Source organism: Kribbella sp. NBC_01505 (assembly GCF_045040285.1).
GTDB lineage: Bacteria > Actinomycetota > Actinomycetes > Propionibacteriales > Kribbellaceae > Kribbella.
Window position 1 is genome coordinate 4993342 of the sequence record NZ_CP109425.1, and the last position, 15376, is coordinate 5008717.

15 protein-coding genes, 1 pseudogene and 1 riboswitch are annotated in these 15376 nt (G+C 68.1%); of the genes and pseudogenes, 11 read left to right on the forward strand and 5 right to left on the reverse strand.

Going from position 1 to position 15376, the window contains the following annotated elements:
• Positions 1–111 precede the first annotated feature (111 nt).
• The 6 genes from OG474_RS23680 to OG474_RS23705 all read left to right on the forward strand — a co-directional run bounded on the left by OG474_RS23680 (position 112) and on the right by OG474_RS23705 (position 5678).
• Entirely contained in the window at positions 112–1275 is a 1164-nt protein-coding gene (locus OG474_RS23680) for a Fic family protein (RefSeq protein ID WP_405055734.1), read from the forward strand.
• Between the two features lie 38 nt (positions 1276–1313).
• Positions 1314–2252: a DNA-3-methyladenine glycosylase family protein gene (locus OG474_RS23685; RefSeq protein ID WP_405055735.1), complete on the forward strand. Its 939-nt coding sequence runs from the start codon at positions 1314–1316 to the stop codon at positions 2250–2252.
• 19 nt (positions 2253–2271) lie between these two features.
• A complete protein-coding gene (locus OG474_RS23690) occupies positions 2272–3495 on the forward strand; it encodes a cation:proton antiporter (protein WP_405055736.1) in 1224 nt (407 codons plus the stop codon).
• Between the two features lie 64 nt (positions 3496–3559).
• Positions 3560–3703: riboswitch (SAM riboswitch) on the forward strand.
• A gap of 13 nt (positions 3704–3716) precedes the next feature.
• Positions 3717–4979 (forward strand): threonine synthase, encoded by a 1263-nt coding sequence (gene thrC / locus OG474_RS23695; protein ID WP_405055737.1) that lies wholly within the window; start codon positions 3717–3719, stop codon positions 4977–4979.
• Positions 4976–5251 (forward strand): ubiquitin-like small modifier protein 1, encoded by a 276-nt coding sequence (locus tag OG474_RS23700; protein WP_405055738.1) that lies wholly within the window; start codon positions 4976–4978, stop codon positions 5249–5251. The genes thrC and OG474_RS23700 overlap by 4 nt, the downstream gene beginning before the upstream one ends.
• 46 nt (positions 5252–5297) lie before the next feature.
• A complete protein-coding gene (locus tag OG474_RS23705; protein ID WP_405055739.1) occupies positions 5298–5678 on the forward strand; it encodes a VOC family protein in 381 nt (126 codons plus the stop codon).
• A gap of 19 nt (positions 5679–5697) precedes the next feature.
• On the opposite strand, the gene OG474_RS23710 is transcribed toward OG474_RS23705, so the two are convergent.
• Positions 5698–6213 carry a restriction endonuclease gene (locus tag OG474_RS23710; RefSeq protein ID WP_405055740.1) on the reverse strand — a complete coding sequence of 172 codons (516 nt, stop codon included), beginning with the start codon at positions 6211–6213 and terminating at the stop codon, positions 5698–5700.
• A gap of 27 nt (positions 6214–6240) precedes the next feature.
• On the opposite strand from OG474_RS23710, the gene OG474_RS23715 reads away from it, so the two are divergent.
• The gene (locus tag OG474_RS23715) at positions 6241–7233 is read left to right on the forward strand and encodes an alcohol dehydrogenase catalytic domain-containing protein (protein WP_405055741.1); all 993 of its coding nucleotides are present in this window, start codon (positions 6241–6243) and stop codon (positions 7231–7233) included.
• A gap of 59 nt (positions 7234–7292) precedes the next feature.
• On the opposite strand, the gene OG474_RS23720 is transcribed toward OG474_RS23715, so the two are convergent.
• The 3 genes from OG474_RS23720 to OG474_RS23730 all read right to left on the reverse strand — a co-directional run bounded on the left by OG474_RS23720 (position 7293) and on the right by OG474_RS23730 (position 10760).
• On the reverse strand, positions 7293–8516 hold the full coding sequence (locus OG474_RS23720) for a hypothetical protein (RefSeq protein ID WP_405055742.1): 1224 nt from the start codon (positions 8514–8516) through the stop codon (positions 7293–7295).
• A 160-nt stretch (positions 8517–8676) separates the two neighbouring features.
• Positions 8677–9633 carry a dihydrodipicolinate synthase family protein gene (locus OG474_RS23725; RefSeq protein WP_405055743.1) on the reverse strand — a complete coding sequence of 319 codons (957 nt, stop codon included), beginning with the start codon at positions 9631–9633 and terminating at the stop codon, positions 8677–8679.
• Between the two features lie 8 nt (positions 9634–9641).
• Positions 9642–10760, reverse strand: coding sequence for a mandelate racemase/muconate lactonizing enzyme family protein (locus OG474_RS23730; protein WP_405055744.1), 1119 nt, complete (start codon positions 10758–10760; stop codon positions 9642–9644).
• A 117-nt stretch (positions 10761–10877) separates the two neighbouring features.
• On the opposite strand from OG474_RS23730, the gene OG474_RS23735 reads away from it, so the two are divergent.
• Positions 10878–11843 (forward strand): LLM class flavin-dependent oxidoreductase, encoded by a 966-nt coding sequence (locus OG474_RS23735; RefSeq protein WP_405055745.1) that lies wholly within the window; start codon positions 10878–10880, stop codon positions 11841–11843.
• On the opposite strand, the gene OG474_RS23740 is transcribed toward OG474_RS23735, so the two are convergent.
• The gene (locus tag OG474_RS23740; protein WP_405055746.1) at positions 11836–12285 is read right to left on the reverse strand and encodes an Lrp/AsnC family transcriptional regulator; all 450 of its coding nucleotides are present in this window, start codon (positions 12283–12285) and stop codon (positions 11836–11838) included. The genes OG474_RS23735 and OG474_RS23740 overlap by 8 nt on opposite strands.
• Before the next feature lie 93 nt (positions 12286–12378).
• On the opposite strand from OG474_RS23740, the gene OG474_RS23745 reads away from it, so the two are divergent.
• From OG474_RS23745 to OG474_RS23755, 3 genes and pseudogenes are all read left to right on the forward strand, one after another.
• Positions 12379–13215, forward strand: a complete 837-nt coding sequence (locus OG474_RS23745; RefSeq protein WP_405055747.1) for a TIGR03619 family F420-dependent LLM class oxidoreductase — start codon at positions 12379–12381, stop codon at positions 13213–13215.
• Positions 13212–13634, forward strand: a complete 423-nt coding sequence (locus OG474_RS23750; protein WP_405055748.1) for a nucleoside deaminase — start codon at positions 13212–13214, stop codon at positions 13632–13634. Before OG474_RS23745 ends, OG474_RS23750 begins: the two co-directional genes overlap by 4 nt.
• A gap of 796 nt (positions 13635–14430) precedes the next feature.
• Positions 14431–15289: pseudogene (locus OG474_RS23755) on the forward strand (serine hydrolase domain-containing protein).
• The last annotated feature ends 87 nt before the right edge of the window (positions 15290–15376 follow it).

Below are 15376 nucleotides of genomic sequence, written 5' to 3' on the forward strand. Positions count from 1 at the left end.
CCCAGTATCAGCCTTCGGCCGCGCAATGTCTCGATGTCGCGATTCTTGGGACATTGCGGTAGAGTGTCCCAAGAATAAAGACATTGGGACATTGAGGGCGGCATCGCGGACATGGCACTCTTCCAGGCACCTGAGCTCGGCCCCGACGACCAGCGGGTCCTCGCGCAGATCCACGCCTACCGGACCGAGCTCGCCGACATCCTCCGGATGCCGCGGCGCTGGGACGGTGGGCTGCGCCGAAGCATGCTGGCGCGGGCGATCCAGGGCTCGAACAGCATCGAGGGGTACGACGTCCGGCTCGACGACGCCGCGGCCGCGCTGGACGACGAGGAGGCGATGAGCGCCGACGAGCAGACCTTCGCTGAGATTCGCGGGTATCGGCAGGCGCTCGGATATGTGCTGGCGATGGCGAAGGACGCGGACTTCCGGCTGGATGCGTCCGCCGTGCGCGGCATGCACTTCATGATGCTCAGTCACGATCTGGCGAAGAGCCCGGGCAGCTACCGGCAGGGCGCTATCTACGTGCAGGACGAGACCACGGGCGAGAATGTCTACGAGGGTCCACCGGCCGATCAAGTGCCGGGACTTGTCGCGGAGCTGATGTCCGGGCAGCAGGCCGATTCCGAGGCGGATCCGCTGGTCCGTGCGGCGATGGCGCATCTGAACCTCGTCATGATCCACCCGTTCCGCGATGGCAACGGGCGGATGGCGCGAGCGCTGCAGACGCTGGTGCTGTCCCTCGGTGGTATCGCGGAGCCGGCGTTCTCCAGCATCGAGGAGTGGCTGGGTGGCAACACCCAGGACTACTACCGGGTGCTCGCCGCGACCGGCGAAGGCGGTTGGCGCCCGGAGCGTTCCGCTGCGCTCTGGGTGCAGTTCAATCTTCGAGCGCACCACATCCAGGCGCAGACCGTCCAGCGTCGGTACGACGAGGCGGGCAAGCTGTGGGTGGCGTTCGACGATCTGATCAGCCTGCACGGGTTGGAAGAACGAGTGGCCGACGAACTGTTCGACGCATCGCTCGGCTTCCGGATCCGGCGGTCGACGTACGTTCGCCGGGCCGAGATCGAGGAGCGGACGGCGAGCCGCGACTTCGCGAAGCTCACGGACCTCGGCCTGCTGCGTCCGGTCGGTGAAACCAAGGGGCGGCACTACGTCATGGGCGACCGCCTCGCGGAGCTCGTGCAGCAGATGCTGTCGACTCGGGAGTCGCTGGTCGACCCGTATCCCTGGATGCGCGAGCGTCTGGCCGCCGTGCCGGTTGCTGTTCGGTAGTTGTCGGTGGGTTGGGTGAGACTGTGATGGTGGGTTCGATGGTGCGGGTCTGGCGGGCGGGGCGGGTGGTGGATCCGCACTCGGTCATCGGTGGGTTGCGGAAGGGGCCGGGGGATCCGGCTTATGTGTACGACGCTGGGCGGCGGACTGTTTGGCGAGCGACGCGGACGCCTGAGGGGCCGGTGTTGCTGCGATTGACGCCGCGTGGCGACGAGGTTGAGGCAGAGGCTTGGGGGCCGGGGGCGGAGTGGGCGCTGGACGGGGTGCCCGAGTTGTTGGGGGAGGCCGACAGTTGGGACGGGTTCGAGCCGCTGCCTGAGCATCGCGCGTTGGTGGACGCCGCGCATCGGTTCCCGCATGTGCGGGTGCCGCGGAGTCGGGCGGTGTTCGAGGCGATGGCGGCGGCGGGGATCGAGCAGGTGGTGACAGGCAAGGAAGCGTTCCGGGCTTGGCGGTTGCTGCTGGGTGAGTACGGCGAGGCTGCGCCAGGCCCGGGTGGGCCGGAGGGGCGGGCGATGAAGGTGCCGCCGGCGCCGGAGGAGTGGCGGTTGATTCCGTCGTGGCAGTGGTTGCGGGCTGGCGTCGAGGGCCGGCGGTCGCGGGTGGTCGTGACGGCTGCGACTCGGGCGAAGGCGCTGGAGCGGACGTTGGAGCTGACCGACTCGGCCGAGATCGAGCGGCGGTTGCGGTCGTTGCCCGGGGTCGGGGTGTGGACGGCGGCCGAGGTGCGGCAGCGGGCGCATGGTGACGCGGATGCGTTCTCGTTCGCGGACTATCACGTGTCCCGCAACGTCTCGTTCGCGCTGATCGGTGAGGAGCTGGACGACGACGGCTGCGCCGAGCTGATCGAGCCCTATCGCGGTCACCGGTTCCGGGTGCAGCGGTTGCTCGAGATGGCCGGCATCGGCCACCCGCGGTTCGGGCCGCGCAAGTCGCTGCCGACACATACTCCTGGTGCGACGCATCGTCTGAGGTAGCCAGGGGCACTGGCGTTCTGTGATCGACGGGGACGGGCTCTACCTGGTCGCGGGGCTCGCCCTGCTGATGGGTGCCGTGCTGCCCCGGCTGCTCTCCCGGTACGCCGTCTCCGCGCCGATCGCGTTCCTCGGCGGCGGAATGTTGCTCGGGCTGGTGGTGGACCGGACGCACCTCAGTCCGATCGCCGAGCCGGAGATCACCAAACATCTGGCCGAGCTGACGGTGATCATCGCGCTGATGGGTGTAGGCCTCGCCATCGACCGGCCGATCAGCCTCTTGCACTGGGGCGCGACGTGGCGGCTGCTGTTCATCGCAATGCCGGCCGGTGTCGCGGCACTGACCGGAGTGGGCTGGTTGCTGGGCCTCGCACCGGCGACCGCACTGCTGATCGCGGCCGTACTGGCGCCCACCGACCCCGTGCTCGCGTCGGATGTGCAGGTGGGCGGGCCGAGTACCGGCGAGGACGCCGAGCTGGACGAGGAGGACGACGTACGGTTCGCTCTGACTTCTGAGGCGGGTCTGAACGACGGATTGGCCGCTCCGCTCGTCTACCTCGCGGTTTTCCTTGTGACCAAGAACTTTTCGCCGGTGGAGTGGATCGCTTGGGATGTCGTCGGCAAGACGGTCATCGGGGTTGCCGTCGGCTTCGGGGCGGGTTGGCTGCTCGGCCGGATGACTTTCTCGGCGCGGGCGGCAAGTCTCCGGCTGGCGGATGCCCGCGAGCCCGTGCTGGCGCTTGCGATGACGCTGGGTGTCTACGGCCTGACCGAGGTGGCGCACGGGTACGGATTCATCGCGGTCTTCGTGGCCGCGCTCACCCTCCGCGCCGCCGAACGCAGTCACGACTTCCACAACGAGCTGCACGACTTCATCGGTGAGCTCGAACACATTCTGACCTGGAGCGTGCTGCTCCTTCTCGGCGTCGCCGTGACCGCTGGGCTGCTCAAGCCGCTTACCTGGAGCGGGGTGTTGATCGGCGTACTGCTGGTGGTCGTCGTACGGCCGGTTCTGGGTCGGCTGTCGCTCATCAGGAGCGGGCTGAGCCGGACCGAGGCGTGGGCGACAGCGGCGTTCGGCGTGCGGGGCGTGTCCTCGATCTACTACCTCGCGGCGGTCGGGATGCATTTCCGGTCCGAGCTGCCCTGGCTGTGGGCGACCCTCGGCTTCACGGTGGTCCTGAGCGTCGTCCTGCACGGGGTCGCGGCCACCCCGGTGATGAGATTCCTCGAACGGCGAATATGAGACGCCGTCTCGCATGCTGGAAGTCGGAGGGCGCGATCCGGACCCGATTGGGTAACCTCGGGGCAGCTCATCCAGAGGGACTGAGGGAAACGGCCCGTTGAAGTCCCGGCAACCCTCCCCGTCGAGACCCCACCCGGGGCCACTCACGGTGGAACGGTGCCAAATCCGTCCCGCCATCGAGATCCGGTGTTCGCGGGGAAGATGAGAGGGGAACCTCAGCCATGAGCCTGGCCACCGCCGCCCACACCATCCGTGAAGGTGCCTTCGGCAACGGAACGCACCTGAGCTGTCGCGCCTGTGGGGCGAAGTCGCCGCTCGGCCCGTTCTACGCCTGTATGGAGTGCTTCGGTCCTCTCGAGGTCGGTTACGAGTTTCCGACCATCACGCGGGAGCAGATCGAGGCCGGCCCGAAGAACATCTGGCGCTACCAGCCGCTGCTGCCCGTCCCGGTCGACGTGGCCAGCTTCCCGAACACCGAGCCCGGCTACACCCGGCTCATCGACGCGCAGAACCTCGCCCGCGAGCTGGGGCTGCGCAAGCTCTGGGTGAAGGACGACTCCGGCAACCCGACCCACTCCTTCAAGGACCGGGTCGTCGCGACCGCGCTCAGCGCCACCCGCGAGCTGGACATGAAGGTCTTCGCCTGCCCCTCCACCGGCAACCTGGCCAACGCCGTCGCCGCGGCCGCCGCCCGGGCCGGCATCCGCTCGGTCGTCTTCATCCCGAAGGACCTCGAGCGCCCCAAGATCATCACCACCGCTGTGTACGGCGGGACGCTGGTGGCCGTGGACGGCAACTACGACGACGTGAACAAGCTGGCCTCCGAGATCGCCGGTGAGGAAGAGGGCTGGGCGTTCGTCAACGTCAACGTCCGCCCGTACTACTCCGAGGGCTCCAAGACGCTCGCCTTCGAGATCGCCGAGCAGCTCGGCTGGCGGATCCCGCAGCAGGTGGTGATCCCGGTCGCGTCCGGTTCGCAGCTGACCAAGATCGACAAGGGCTTCACCGAGCTCGGCAAGCTCGGGCTGGTCGACGCCACCGACTACAAGATCTACGGCGCGCAGGCGACCGGTTGCTCCCCGGTGGCGCAGGCGTTCCGCGACGGTCACGACGTGGTGAAGCCGGTCAAGCCGGACACGATCGCGAAGTCGCTCGCCATCGGAAACCCGGCCGACGGACCGTACGTGCTGGACGTCGCCCGCCGTACCGGTGGTGTCATCGAGGACGTCTCCGACGAGGAAGTTGTCGACGGCATCCAGTTGCTCGCCCGCACCGAGGGCATCTTCACCGAGACCGCCGGTGGGGTGACCGTCGCGACGCTGAAGAAGCTGATCGAGACCGGTCAGATCGACCCCGACGCGGAGACGGTGATCATCAACTCCGGCGACGGGCTCAAGACGCTCGACGCGGTGGCCGACCGGGTCGGCCCGAAGGTGACCATCCCCGCGTCGTACGACGCCTTCGTGAAGGCAGGCCTGCAGTGAGTGTGAGTGTCCGCGTCCCGACCATCCTCCGGCCCTACACCCAGGGCGTCTCCGAGGTGTCCGCCGAGGGCGCGACCCTCACCGAGGTGCTCGACTCGCTCGACGCGTCGTACCCGGGGCTCAAGTCCCGCGTGCTGGACGAGTCCGGTGAGCTGCGCCGCTTCGTGAACGTGTACGTCGACGACGACGACGTCCGCTTCGCCGAGGGGCTGCAGACCGCGATCAAGGACGGCGGCCAGGTCTCGATCATCCCGGCCGTGGCCGGCGGCTGAGCATTCCGGCGGTAGAACGTCCGGAACAGGTACTACCGTCGCCGGTATGGCGACGAAATGGACGATCGGCCGCGACGCCGCGGACCCAGCCTCCTTGGCGAGATTCTGGGCCGCGGCGCTCGGCTACGTGATCGAGCCCGGCTTCGACAGTCCCGACAACACGTCGATCATCGATCCTGACGACGAGCTGCCGGCGATCGGCTTCCTCCGGGTGCCCGAGCCGAAGACCGCGAAGAACCGGCTGCACATCGACATCCGGGTTGCCGGTCCCGGCGAGCGCGATGCCGCGTCCGCCGAGCAGATGCGCACCAAGGCCGCGGCCCTGGTGGAGCTGGGCGCGACTCAGGTGCGCGAGGAGCTCTACGGCTCCGAGCTAGGTCACGTCGTGATGCTCGACCCGGAGGGCAACGAGTTCTGCGTAGGTTGAGCCGATCGCGTTCGTCTGATCAACTGCCGATCCACTCGCCGTGCACGAGGAATCGGATGATGCGCTCGGAGGTGAGCTCCGCTGGCAGCGCGGCGTAGTGATCCATGAACGCCGGTTCTCCTGGAGCAGCACGCTCGGCAGCCTCCGACAACTGACCGCTCGGGAGAACAGGCGGCTCGAGCTCGACTGCTTGGATCTTCGGTGGCCACGAGTTCGCGGCTCGGTTGGCCGCGGCCTGCGTGAACCCTGAGTACGAGTAGAGGATGCCGCGATCGACGTCGAGGTCCTGCAACTTGCCGGCGAACTCGTCGACCGTGCCGATGCCAACGGCGCGCCGGTAACGCTTGCACTCGATGGCGATGGTGACCGTCGCGCCGGCCACCGAGCCCGACGCCCAGATATCAACCTGTCGTTTCGCGCCGCTCAATCGACCGTCCAGCTGTCGATCGTGCAAGACGGTCGCGGCGGGATCGAACTCGGCCAGTACCTTGTGGACGGATCGTTCATACTGCTGCCACAGCGGCTCAGGTGTCACTGCTGGATCCTAGCGATGGGGATGGTTATGCGCGCTGTGGTGATTTCGGAGTACGGCGTTGTGCCTGAGGTGCGGGAGGTTGCGGAGCCGGAGGTGATGGCGGGTTCCGTGGTGCTGAAGGTCGAGGCAACCGGGTTGTGCCGGAGTGATTGGCACGGGTGGATGGGGCATGACTCGGACATCGTGCTGCCGCATGTGCCTGGGCATGAGTTGGCCGGGACTGTTGCGGCGGTGGGTGCTGGGGTCGAGGGGTGGCAGGTCGGGGATCGGGTGACCACGCCGTTCATCTGCGCGTGTGGATCGTGCTCCGAATGCTTGGCGGGCAATCAGCAGGTGTGTCCGAATCAGTTGCAGCCGGGGTTCAACTACTGGGGGTCGTTCGCGGAGTACGTCGCGATTCCGTATGCGCAGGTGAATCTGGTGCGGCTGCCCGACGAGCTCGACTTCGGTACGGCGGCTGGGCTCGGCTGCCGGTTTGCGACGTCGTACCGGGCGGTCCGGCAGGTCGGGAAGGTCCAGGCCGGCGAGACCGTGGTCGTCTTCGGCTGTGGCGGGGTCGGGTTGTCAGCGGTGATGATCGCTGCCGCGGTCGGTGCGCACGTGATCGCGGTCGACACGAACCCGGCCGCGCTGGAGTTGGCCCGCCAGTACGGCGCAGTAGAGACGACCGCGGAGGTGGGTGATGTCGGTGCGCATGTCACGTTCGATGCGTTGGGCTCGAACGACCTTGTCCAGCAGGCGTTGCGGGTGCTCCGGCCGCGCGGTCGGCACGTGCAGATCGGGTTGCTGCCCGACGGCGTACAGCTCGATGTCGGTCGCCTGATCGGCCAGGAACTCCAGTGGCTAGGCAGTCACGGCATGCCCGCCCACGCCTACCCCGAGATGCTCGCCCAAGTTGCCCAAGGCAACCTCAACCCCGCAGCCCTCATCGCCCGCACCATCACCCTCGACGAAACCCCCGCCGCCCTGGCCGCCCTCAGCACCGGCACCCCCGCCGGCGTCACCATCATCACCCCCTGACCCGTCGCCACCCGAACCCATGAGATGGCAGCGCCGGGGGGACGGGAGGGAAGAAGGGGCTAGAGGCGGATGGCGTAGATGGTGGGGGGCCGGCCGGTTCGGCCGTGTTGTTGGGTGGCGATCGGGTCGGCCAGGCCGGCTCGTTCTAGGCGCTTCAACACGCGTCTGGCGGTGCGGAGTTGGACTGCCAGGTGGTCGGCTACGTCTTGGGTGGTCAGGCCGTCGGGGTTCTTGGCGGTGAGCTCGCGCATGCGGGCGAGGGTGGCCGGGTTGAGGCCGACTCGACGGGCCAGCAGGGGGAGGCTTTCGGTGCCGCGGGGGATGGCGGGTTGGTCGCCGGAGGGTTCGATGACGATCTCGACGTCGTCGGACATCGAGACGACGCCGGCCACAGTGCCGATCGAGCCGGCCCGGCCGACCGCGCGGCGGGCCAGGGCTTCTGCTTCCGCGGCGGTGCGGCCGATACCGAATCCGACGTACGCCGTGCTGTGCCGCGCGGCCAGGTGATCGAGGAGCGGCATCCGGGTGAACTGTTCGGTCGCCTGCTCAAGCAGGCCGCGGGTGGTGACGACGAGGTACCGGCCGTCGGGGAGCAGGGCGAGGCTGCCGCCAAGCGTGATCAGGTCGCCGGCCAGGGCGTCGTCGGGCTCGGGGAGATCGACGATGCCGAGCGCGACCTGGGCGTCGCCGACATGCTGGCCGCTGGTGGTGAGGACGAGGGCCTGCAGGGTGGAGCGGATCGAGTAGCGCGACGGGACCAGGCGGACCGAGGGCATCTCGTTCTCGAGCAGGTGGAACGCCGAACCCAGGCAGCTGATCGCGATCTTCGTGTCGTGCTTGTCGCGCGCAGTGCGGTGGAAGGTGACGATGTCGTCCGAGGTCAGGCCGGGACGGTACGGCAGCACCTGGATCTGGTCGGTCGGCAGCTTGGCCTCGATCAGGGTCTCCAGCACCTCGCTGCGCCGGAGCGTGTCGATCGAGAACTGGGTGACGTTGTGCCCGAGCCGCAGCAGCTCGACGAGGGCGCGCAGGAGCGTGGCGCCGTCGTACGAGACATACATGGCAGGGCGGTCGACGGCTCCGGCCTCGGTGGCGATCGTGTACGGGACGATGCCGGTGAAGAGCAGCGCGTCGACCTTCTCCTGGGACTGCTCGACCAGCTCGACCGTCTCGGTCTCGTGCCGGTAGGAGAGCGGGAGCAGGGTCGCACCGCTCGGCGGACCGGTCGCGATCACCCGCTGCACGACGTCCTCCGGCCCGACAACGCCGACCACGACTGCCATCAGGACACCCCCATGCCACGCACTGTAATGCAGGGTGGGCCGAACACTTGACGATCGAAGCAGAGTCTTTTAGTTTCGGTCAAGACCATAATTACCGCAAGGTGACCGTGGTCGCGCAGCGGACGAGGTGCGGGTGGAGCGATGGAGGGAGCGCGCCACCTCACTTGTCGAGCTGCAGTGCCTCCAGCGTCCTGATCACCAGCTCACGCTCGGTGCTGGGCAGGGCCGGGCCGTAGGGGTCGTGCGCCGCCTCCTCGGGGAGCAGACCCTCCCAGACGGCTGCCCAGATCATCCGCTGCACGTAGCCCTCGATGGGTGCGTAGAACGTCGCCGCGGCGAAGCGATCCAGCCGGTCGGATGCGGTCAGGAAAGCGCTGTGTTCGCCTGCCTGCCAAGCTCGCAGTACGGCGACCGACAGCTCGACCTGTGCGGACGCGATACCGACCAGGGCCGTATCTGCGCCCCACATGAATGACGGACCGTACATGCGGTCCTCACCCGTGATCAGCAGCTTGCCGGTGTCCCGCCCGGCCCAGATTGCGTCCTGAGTCCCGATGGCTCGGTCCAGCGTCGCCGTCTTGACCCCGAGCATCGCATCGAGGCTCAGAAGGTCCCGGATGAGCTCTGGCGGGTACGGGTAGCCGCCGGCCTCGCCGTGCAGGTAGAAACCGACCAGTGGCAGGCCACTCTCCACAGCCACTCGCTCATGCAGCTTCACGGCCTGCGCATGCCCGTCCGGCAGCTCGGCCAGGCCAGCCAGCGGATAGACCATCACTGCATCCGCTCCGGCGTCGGCAGCCTGCAGAGCCATTGCCACAGTCAGGTCTGCGGCGTCCCGCAGGCTCTGCGGGGACTCTGACCGCGGTACGCCGACTCCGGCCACGATCGGAGCCGCAGTCGCCTGCCGCCACGTCTCCAGCACCTTTGCCCGATCTGCTGCGCTCAGGTAGAGCCCGCGGCCGGTGTGGGCCCAGACCGCGATCCCGCCGATGTCCTGGCCCGCGATAGCACCCGCGTACGCGGACAGAGCGTCGTACGCGATGACTCCGGTGCTGTCCATCGGAGTGAAGACCGCAGGGAGCACTGTGCCGCGGAGTTGTTCGACGAGGGGATGCATGAGACCTCTCAGACGTCGTGGCCGAGGCCGGGTCGGGTGGGTACGTCGATCCAGCCCTTGCAGTCGGCAAACACACTCGGAGCGAGCGGGTCCTCCTCGACCAGCAGCGGGCCGACCAGGTCGGCCGGGACAGTTGCACCCGGTACGGCGGCCGCCAGGTGGACTGCGGCCAGCGTGGCGACGCCCAGCTCCGGCATCGAGCCTACCTTCACCGCCAGCCCCGCAGCCTCGGCCAGATTGGCGATCTGCAGCGCCCGGTGCAGTCCGCCGACCTTGAGGATCTTGATGTTCAGTACGTCGGCCGCGCCGCGCCGTACGATCTCCAGTGCATCGTGGAGCGAGTGCATGCTCTCGTCGGCCATCAGCCGGACGTCGAGCCGCTCTCGCAACCGCACCATCCCCGCCAGGTCCCAGCGGGGCAGTGGTTGCTCCAGCAGGTTCAGACCGGCCGCAGTCATCTTGGCGAGGTACGGCAGCGCGGTAGTCGCGTCGTACCCCTCGTTGGCGTCCAGACACACCTCTGTGTCGGCTGGGATCACTGCGCGGACCGCACGGATCAGCTCGAGGTCCTTGGCCGGGTCATGGCCGCCTTTGAGCTTCAGATGCTGGAAGCCACGGGCGGAGTACTCAGCGGCCTCCGCAGCCATCTCGTCGAGCGTGCCGAGGCCCACCACCCAGGCGGTCTGCACCCGGCTACGGATACTGCCGCCGAGCAGCGCATGCACCGGCCAGCCGCTCAGACGGCCGGCCAGGTCGTACAGGGCGATGTCGAGGCCGGACTTGGCCACGTGCTGGCCGCGCAGGACCGCGTCCATCACCACATGCGCACCGGCCCGGTCCAGCGGGTCACGGCCGATCAGAGCCGGGGCGAGGTGCTCCTCGATCGCGGCGGTGACACCGGCCAGGGTCTCCCCGGTGTACGCGGTCATGGGTGAGGTCTCGCCGATCCCGACCGCGCCGTCGGACGTATGGATCTCCACCACCAGGCTGATCAGATCCGTACTGACGCCACTGCTGATCTGGAACGGCCGACGGTACGGCGCGCTCACCACACGGGTCCGGATCGCGCTGATCGGCGCCGATCCGGTGCCGGCAGGAACGCCGACCGGATGCGATAGAACAGTCAAGGTCGGCTCCTTAGGGACACCTTCAGGCGGTTAGGGGTCGCATTCCGACGCAAAAGGACTTACGGTCAAGACCGTAAATACCCCGAGTGCTCTCTGTCAACGGAAGGTGGCTCCCCGATGCGGCTGGGTCTGTATCTCAATCTGTACGGCACCGACGGCGAGCGGCCGCAACTGGCCGACGCGGTCGAGCAGGCGCGGCTGGCCGAGCAGGCCGGATTCGAGTGGGTGGTGCTGGGAGAGCGGCATCTGCACCGGCCCGGGTACCACGAGATCCTCACCTCTATGACCTGGCTGGCCGCCCACACGTCGACGATCGGGATCGCCACCGCGGGCATTGTCGCACCGCTGTACCAGCCCGTCGTACTGGCTGAAACCCTCGCGCATCTGGACGTGCTCTCCGGTGGCCGGGTCACGGCCGGCTTCGTGCTCGGGTACCGCCCGGAGGAGTTCGCCCTGTACGGCGTGATGCAGCGCGAGCGGGTCGCGCGGTTCGAGGAGTGCCTCGAGATCGTCACGAAGCTGTGGACGTCGGATTCGGTGACGTACGAGGGTCGGTTCACGAGCATCCAGGACGCCTACCTGTCGCCGCGCCCGGTGCAGTCGCCGCGGCCCCGACTGTGGAACGGTGGCCGAGTGTCCGCCGTACTGGAGCGGACCGCCCGGACGTGTGATGGGTGGACGACGTCGTTCAACGAGCTGGACTCCGATCTGCCGGCGAAGATCGCGGAGTACCAGGGGTATCCGCGCGGCGAAGGCACGCTCGGCGCCGAGGTCATTCTGTGCCGGGAGGGCTACGCCGCCCCAACCTCGCAGGACGCCCGGAAGGCGTTGGAGGAGCCGCTGCGCGACCTGTACGACGCCTACACCGGGTGGAAGCGGACCTCGGCCGACGCGAGCCGCTACACCCAAGGCTGGGATGACATCGTCGACCGCAGCGTCATCGGATCCTCGGCCGAATGCGCCGAGCGGATCGCCCACTACGAGGAGATGGGTGCCGACGGCATCATTCTCCGGATCCAGCCGCCCGGCATGTCTCAGACGGACGCCCTGCGCGCGATCGAAGCCTTCGGAGAGCTCAACTAGGTCTGCTCGGGCCGCGGTAGGGCTGGGTCTGGGAGTAGACGAGGTTGGTGGTTGTGCTGCCGAACTCGGTCAGCTCGTTGACGAGTTCTTCGAGGTGCGGCATCGAGGTGGCGGCGACCTTGAGGGTGTAGCAGTCGTCGCCGGTGGTGCGCAGGCACTCGAGGAACTCGCCGCGCTCGGCGAGCAGCCGCTTGAGGGGCTCGTGCTTGTTGCCGGGATACTTCAGCCGTACGACGGCGAGCACGGGGTAGCCGACCTTCGCCAGGTCGACGTCCGCGCGGTAGCCGGTGATGACGCCCAGCGACTCCAGTCGGCGTACCCGCTCGGTGGTTGCCGAGGCGCTCAGGTTGACGCGGCGGCCCAGCTCGCTGAGCGACAGCCGGGCGTCCGCCTGGAGCTCGGTCAGCACCGCCCAGTCGATCGGATCGAGAGTCTCGGTCATGAGGTGAATCTACCGGCGAATTCCCGGCGCGAGGCAGGTTTTGCCGGGAGAAATCTCTTCAAGGTGTGACCCCTGCCTGGATAGCCTGGCGGCGTGGAAATCGGCGTGAACGTCCCGAATTTCGGGCCCGGTACGAATCCGGCACGGCTGCGCGAGTGGGCGCAGGTCGTCGAGGGGCTCGGGTACGACCTGCTGATGGTGTCCGACCATGTGGTGATCACGCCGGATGTTGCCGAGCAGTACCCGGCGCCGTTCTACGAACCGTTCACCACATTGAGCTGGCTCGCGGGGATCACGTCGCGCGTGCGGCTCGGTACGACGGTGCTGATCGCGGGCTACCGGCACCCGCTGCTCGTCGCGCGGATGGCGGCCAACCTCGACCAGCTGAGTGGTGGTCGGTTGGTGCTCGGGGTTGGTGCCGGTTGGGCCCGGCAGGAGTTCGAGGCGCTCGGCGCCGAGCATGCGCGGCGTGGTCGCGCAACGGACGAGCTGCTGACGTCGTTGCGTGCGGCCTGGGCTGACTCTGATGATTACGGCGCCGGGCGCATTCCTTTGTGGGTCGGCGGCCGCAGTACGGCGGCGCTGCGGCGTACCGTGCTGCTCGGCGATGCCTGGCACCCGCTCCGGGAACGGATCGACTGGTTGCGCACGGCAACTGATCGGCTCGCGGAGATCGCTGCGGCCGAGGGTCGACCGGTGCCTGCGTTCGCACCGCGGATCCTGCTCCGGCTCACCGATGAGCCGCTGGCCGAGGAGACACGGGTCGCGGGCGAAGGCTCACTCGAGCAGGTGGTCGCCGATCTCGACGTACTGCGTGAGCTCGGCGCGACAAGCGTCGTACTGGATCCGTTCCAAGGCGACCCCGCCGAAACCGAACACCCCGAAACCGCCTGGCAAGCCTTGGCCACCCTTCGACAGGAGCTCACATGACCTCGCCCGAAACCTTCCTCCGCCAAGCCATCGCCCTGGCCGCAGCCGCCCGCGAGGCCGGCAACCCACCCTTCGGCTCCCTCCTGGTCGGCCCCGACGGCACCGTCCTGGCCGAAGCCCAGAACACGAGCATCACCGAATCCAACATCAGCCACCACCCCGAACTGAAGCTAGCCGTCTGGGCCGCCCAAGAACTCCCCGCCGACGTAGCCGCAGCCACCACCATGTACACCAGCTGCCAACCCTGCGAAATGTGCACCGGCGCCCTAGCCCGTTCCGGCCTCGGCAACGTCGTCTACGCCCTCTCCGGCGACCAGCTCAACGGGCTGAAGACCGGTGGCAGCTTCCCCGCCGTCCCGCAATCCGGCCCGTCGCTGTTCGACGAAGCCCGCGTCCCCATCGACGGCTACTACAACTAACACCCTCGCTCCGCGCACGCGCGCGGCCTGCTGAACTGGTCTGGGAGGGGGAGCCGGGCGGTGGGTCGGATGTCGGCATCGGGGCGGACCTGTGGCACTGACCAACTGGCATGTGTTGGATGTACTCAGGCGCGGGGAGCGACGCGACCGACAGTTGATCAGTGCCGGCGGTTCACCTGGCCTTGGAAGGTGAAGATCCGGCGAATCTCAGCACCTTCGGGAGACTCCTCCACTAAGGCACAGCCTGCGCTCGAGTTCTTCGGATCTCTGACCGGCTACGTGTCGCGAACGACATGTAGTAGTGCCGCCCCACGCCCCGCCGGCACCGTCGGCCCGCTCAACGGCCTCACCTCTACATGTCCTTACCGACGCCTACCGGGAGATATGCGTGCCGGGTGAGGTCCGCACAGCAATCGGCGAGATGATGACGCCGCTCGGACTTCAGCTGCTCAAGGAGTAACTGTTCAGCCGCCCCTGCCTGATAATCTCGCCCGCCCGGGGCGACGTCCTTGAGTTCGACTCTGGGTAGCCCGACAGCAGTGGGAGGTTTCAGGTTCCATGGAAGTGCGCTATTCGCGGCATGTCGGTGCGCTCTTTCCGGCCACAGTGGCGGCGACCCCGTGAGCCGACCGGACATTCAGCAACTGCGGGTCGCTCTTGAGGCGCTGGTCACCGACCGCGTGACGCCCGGCTACGCCGCAATGCTCCGGACGGGCGGGGAAACCGTCGAGCTGTTTGGCGGCACGCTCGACGACGAGGCCGGCTCCGCAGCCCCGACCGAGACACGGTCTACGACATCGCCTCCCTCACCAAGGTCGTCGCGACCTGGGGAGTGATGGGACGGCTGGTCGCTGACGGGTCGGTGCGACTCCAGGACCCGGTCTCACGCTTCTTCCCCAACGTCCACCCGGGGTGGGCCGAGCACACCCTGGCCGACCTCCTGCTTCACCGGACGCAGCTACCGGCGTCCACGTGGCTCTCGCAGTACGGCGAGGAGCCGGGAGCGATCCGCACCGGGGTGCTCTCGGCCGAGCCGGTGGACCGTCCGTCCGTACCGGCTCAGTACCTCAACCGGGGATACATCGTGCTCGGCTGGCTGGTCGAGAGCGTCGTCGGCGAGCCGTTCGACCAAGTCGTCGCGCGCGAGTGGTGGGGTTCGCTGGGGCTCGGAGGCACTCACTTCAAACCGCTCGACGCGGGCGTCCCCTCAGGGCGGATCGCTCCCAACGGAGCACATAGGCGGCGAGGTCGGCCGACTGCGCGGCGTCGTTCACGACGAGAATGCCCGGTGGCTCGGTGGGGTCGCCGGCCACGCCGGGGCCTTCAGTACCTTGGGCGACCTGAGCCGGTACGCCGGTCTCGTCGTGGGCGACGATCCCTCGTTGCGGCTCGCGCCCGACTTCCTGCGGCTCTCGCAGACGCCGGTCGCGGAATGGGCCGACGACCGCTACCGCGCGCTCGGCTGGTGGGTCTCCCGAGACGGTCGCCTGGTCCGCCACGACGGATTCACCGGCACCACGATCTGCCTCGCGCCGCACACCGGAGACGTTGGTGTACTGCTCACCAACGCCGTCTACTTCGGTCGACGCAACCCTCGGGTGCCGGCGGTGCGTGGCCTGCTCTCGGCGATCATCAGTGGAGGGGGCCACCCGTGACCCACGCGGCCGCGCCTCGACCTTCGCCAGTGGCCGCCGGAGGCGGGCGGCGGTTAACGTCCGAACAACACGCCGACGACGTACTGC

What these genes read in the sequence shown, in the direction of transcription:
- OG474_RS23685 (WP_405055735.1), top strand. Translation starts at nt 1,314, where the DNA reads ATGGTGCGGGTCTGGCGGGCGGGGCGGGTGGTGGATCCGCACTCGGTC.
- OG474_RS23725 (WP_405055743.1), bottom strand. Translation starts at nt 9,633, where the DNA reads ATGCATCCCCTCGTCGAACAACTCCGCGGCACAGTGCTCCCTGCGGTC.
- OG474_RS23680 (WP_405055734.1), top strand. Translation starts at nt 112, where the DNA reads ATGGCACTCTTCCAGGCACCTGAGCTCGGCCCCGACGACCAGCGGGTC.
- OG474_RS23720 (WP_405055742.1), bottom strand. Translation starts at nt 8,516, where the DNA reads ATGGCAGTCGTGGTCGGCGTTGTCGGGCCGGAGGACGTCGTGCAGCGG.
- thrC (WP_405055737.1), top strand. Translation starts at nt 3,717, where the DNA reads ATGAGCCTGGCCACCGCCGCCCACACCATCCGTGAAGGTGCCTTCGGC.
- OG474_RS23735 (WP_405055745.1), top strand. Translation starts at nt 10,878, where the DNA reads ATGCGGCTGGGTCTGTATCTCAATCTGTACGGCACCGACGGCGAGCGG.
- OG474_RS23740 (WP_405055746.1), bottom strand. Translation starts at nt 12,285, where the DNA reads ATGACCGAGACTCTCGATCCGATCGACTGGGCGGTGCTGACCGAGCTC.
- OG474_RS23715 (WP_405055741.1), top strand. Translation starts at nt 6,241, where the DNA reads ATGCGCGCTGTGGTGATTTCGGAGTACGGCGTTGTGCCTGAGGTGCGG.
- OG474_RS23705 (WP_405055739.1), top strand. Translation starts at nt 5,298, where the DNA reads ATGGCGACGAAATGGACGATCGGCCGCGACGCCGCGGACCCAGCCTCC.
- OG474_RS23750 (WP_405055748.1), top strand. Translation starts at nt 13,212, where the DNA reads ATGACCTCGCCCGAAACCTTCCTCCGCCAAGCCATCGCCCTGGCCGCA.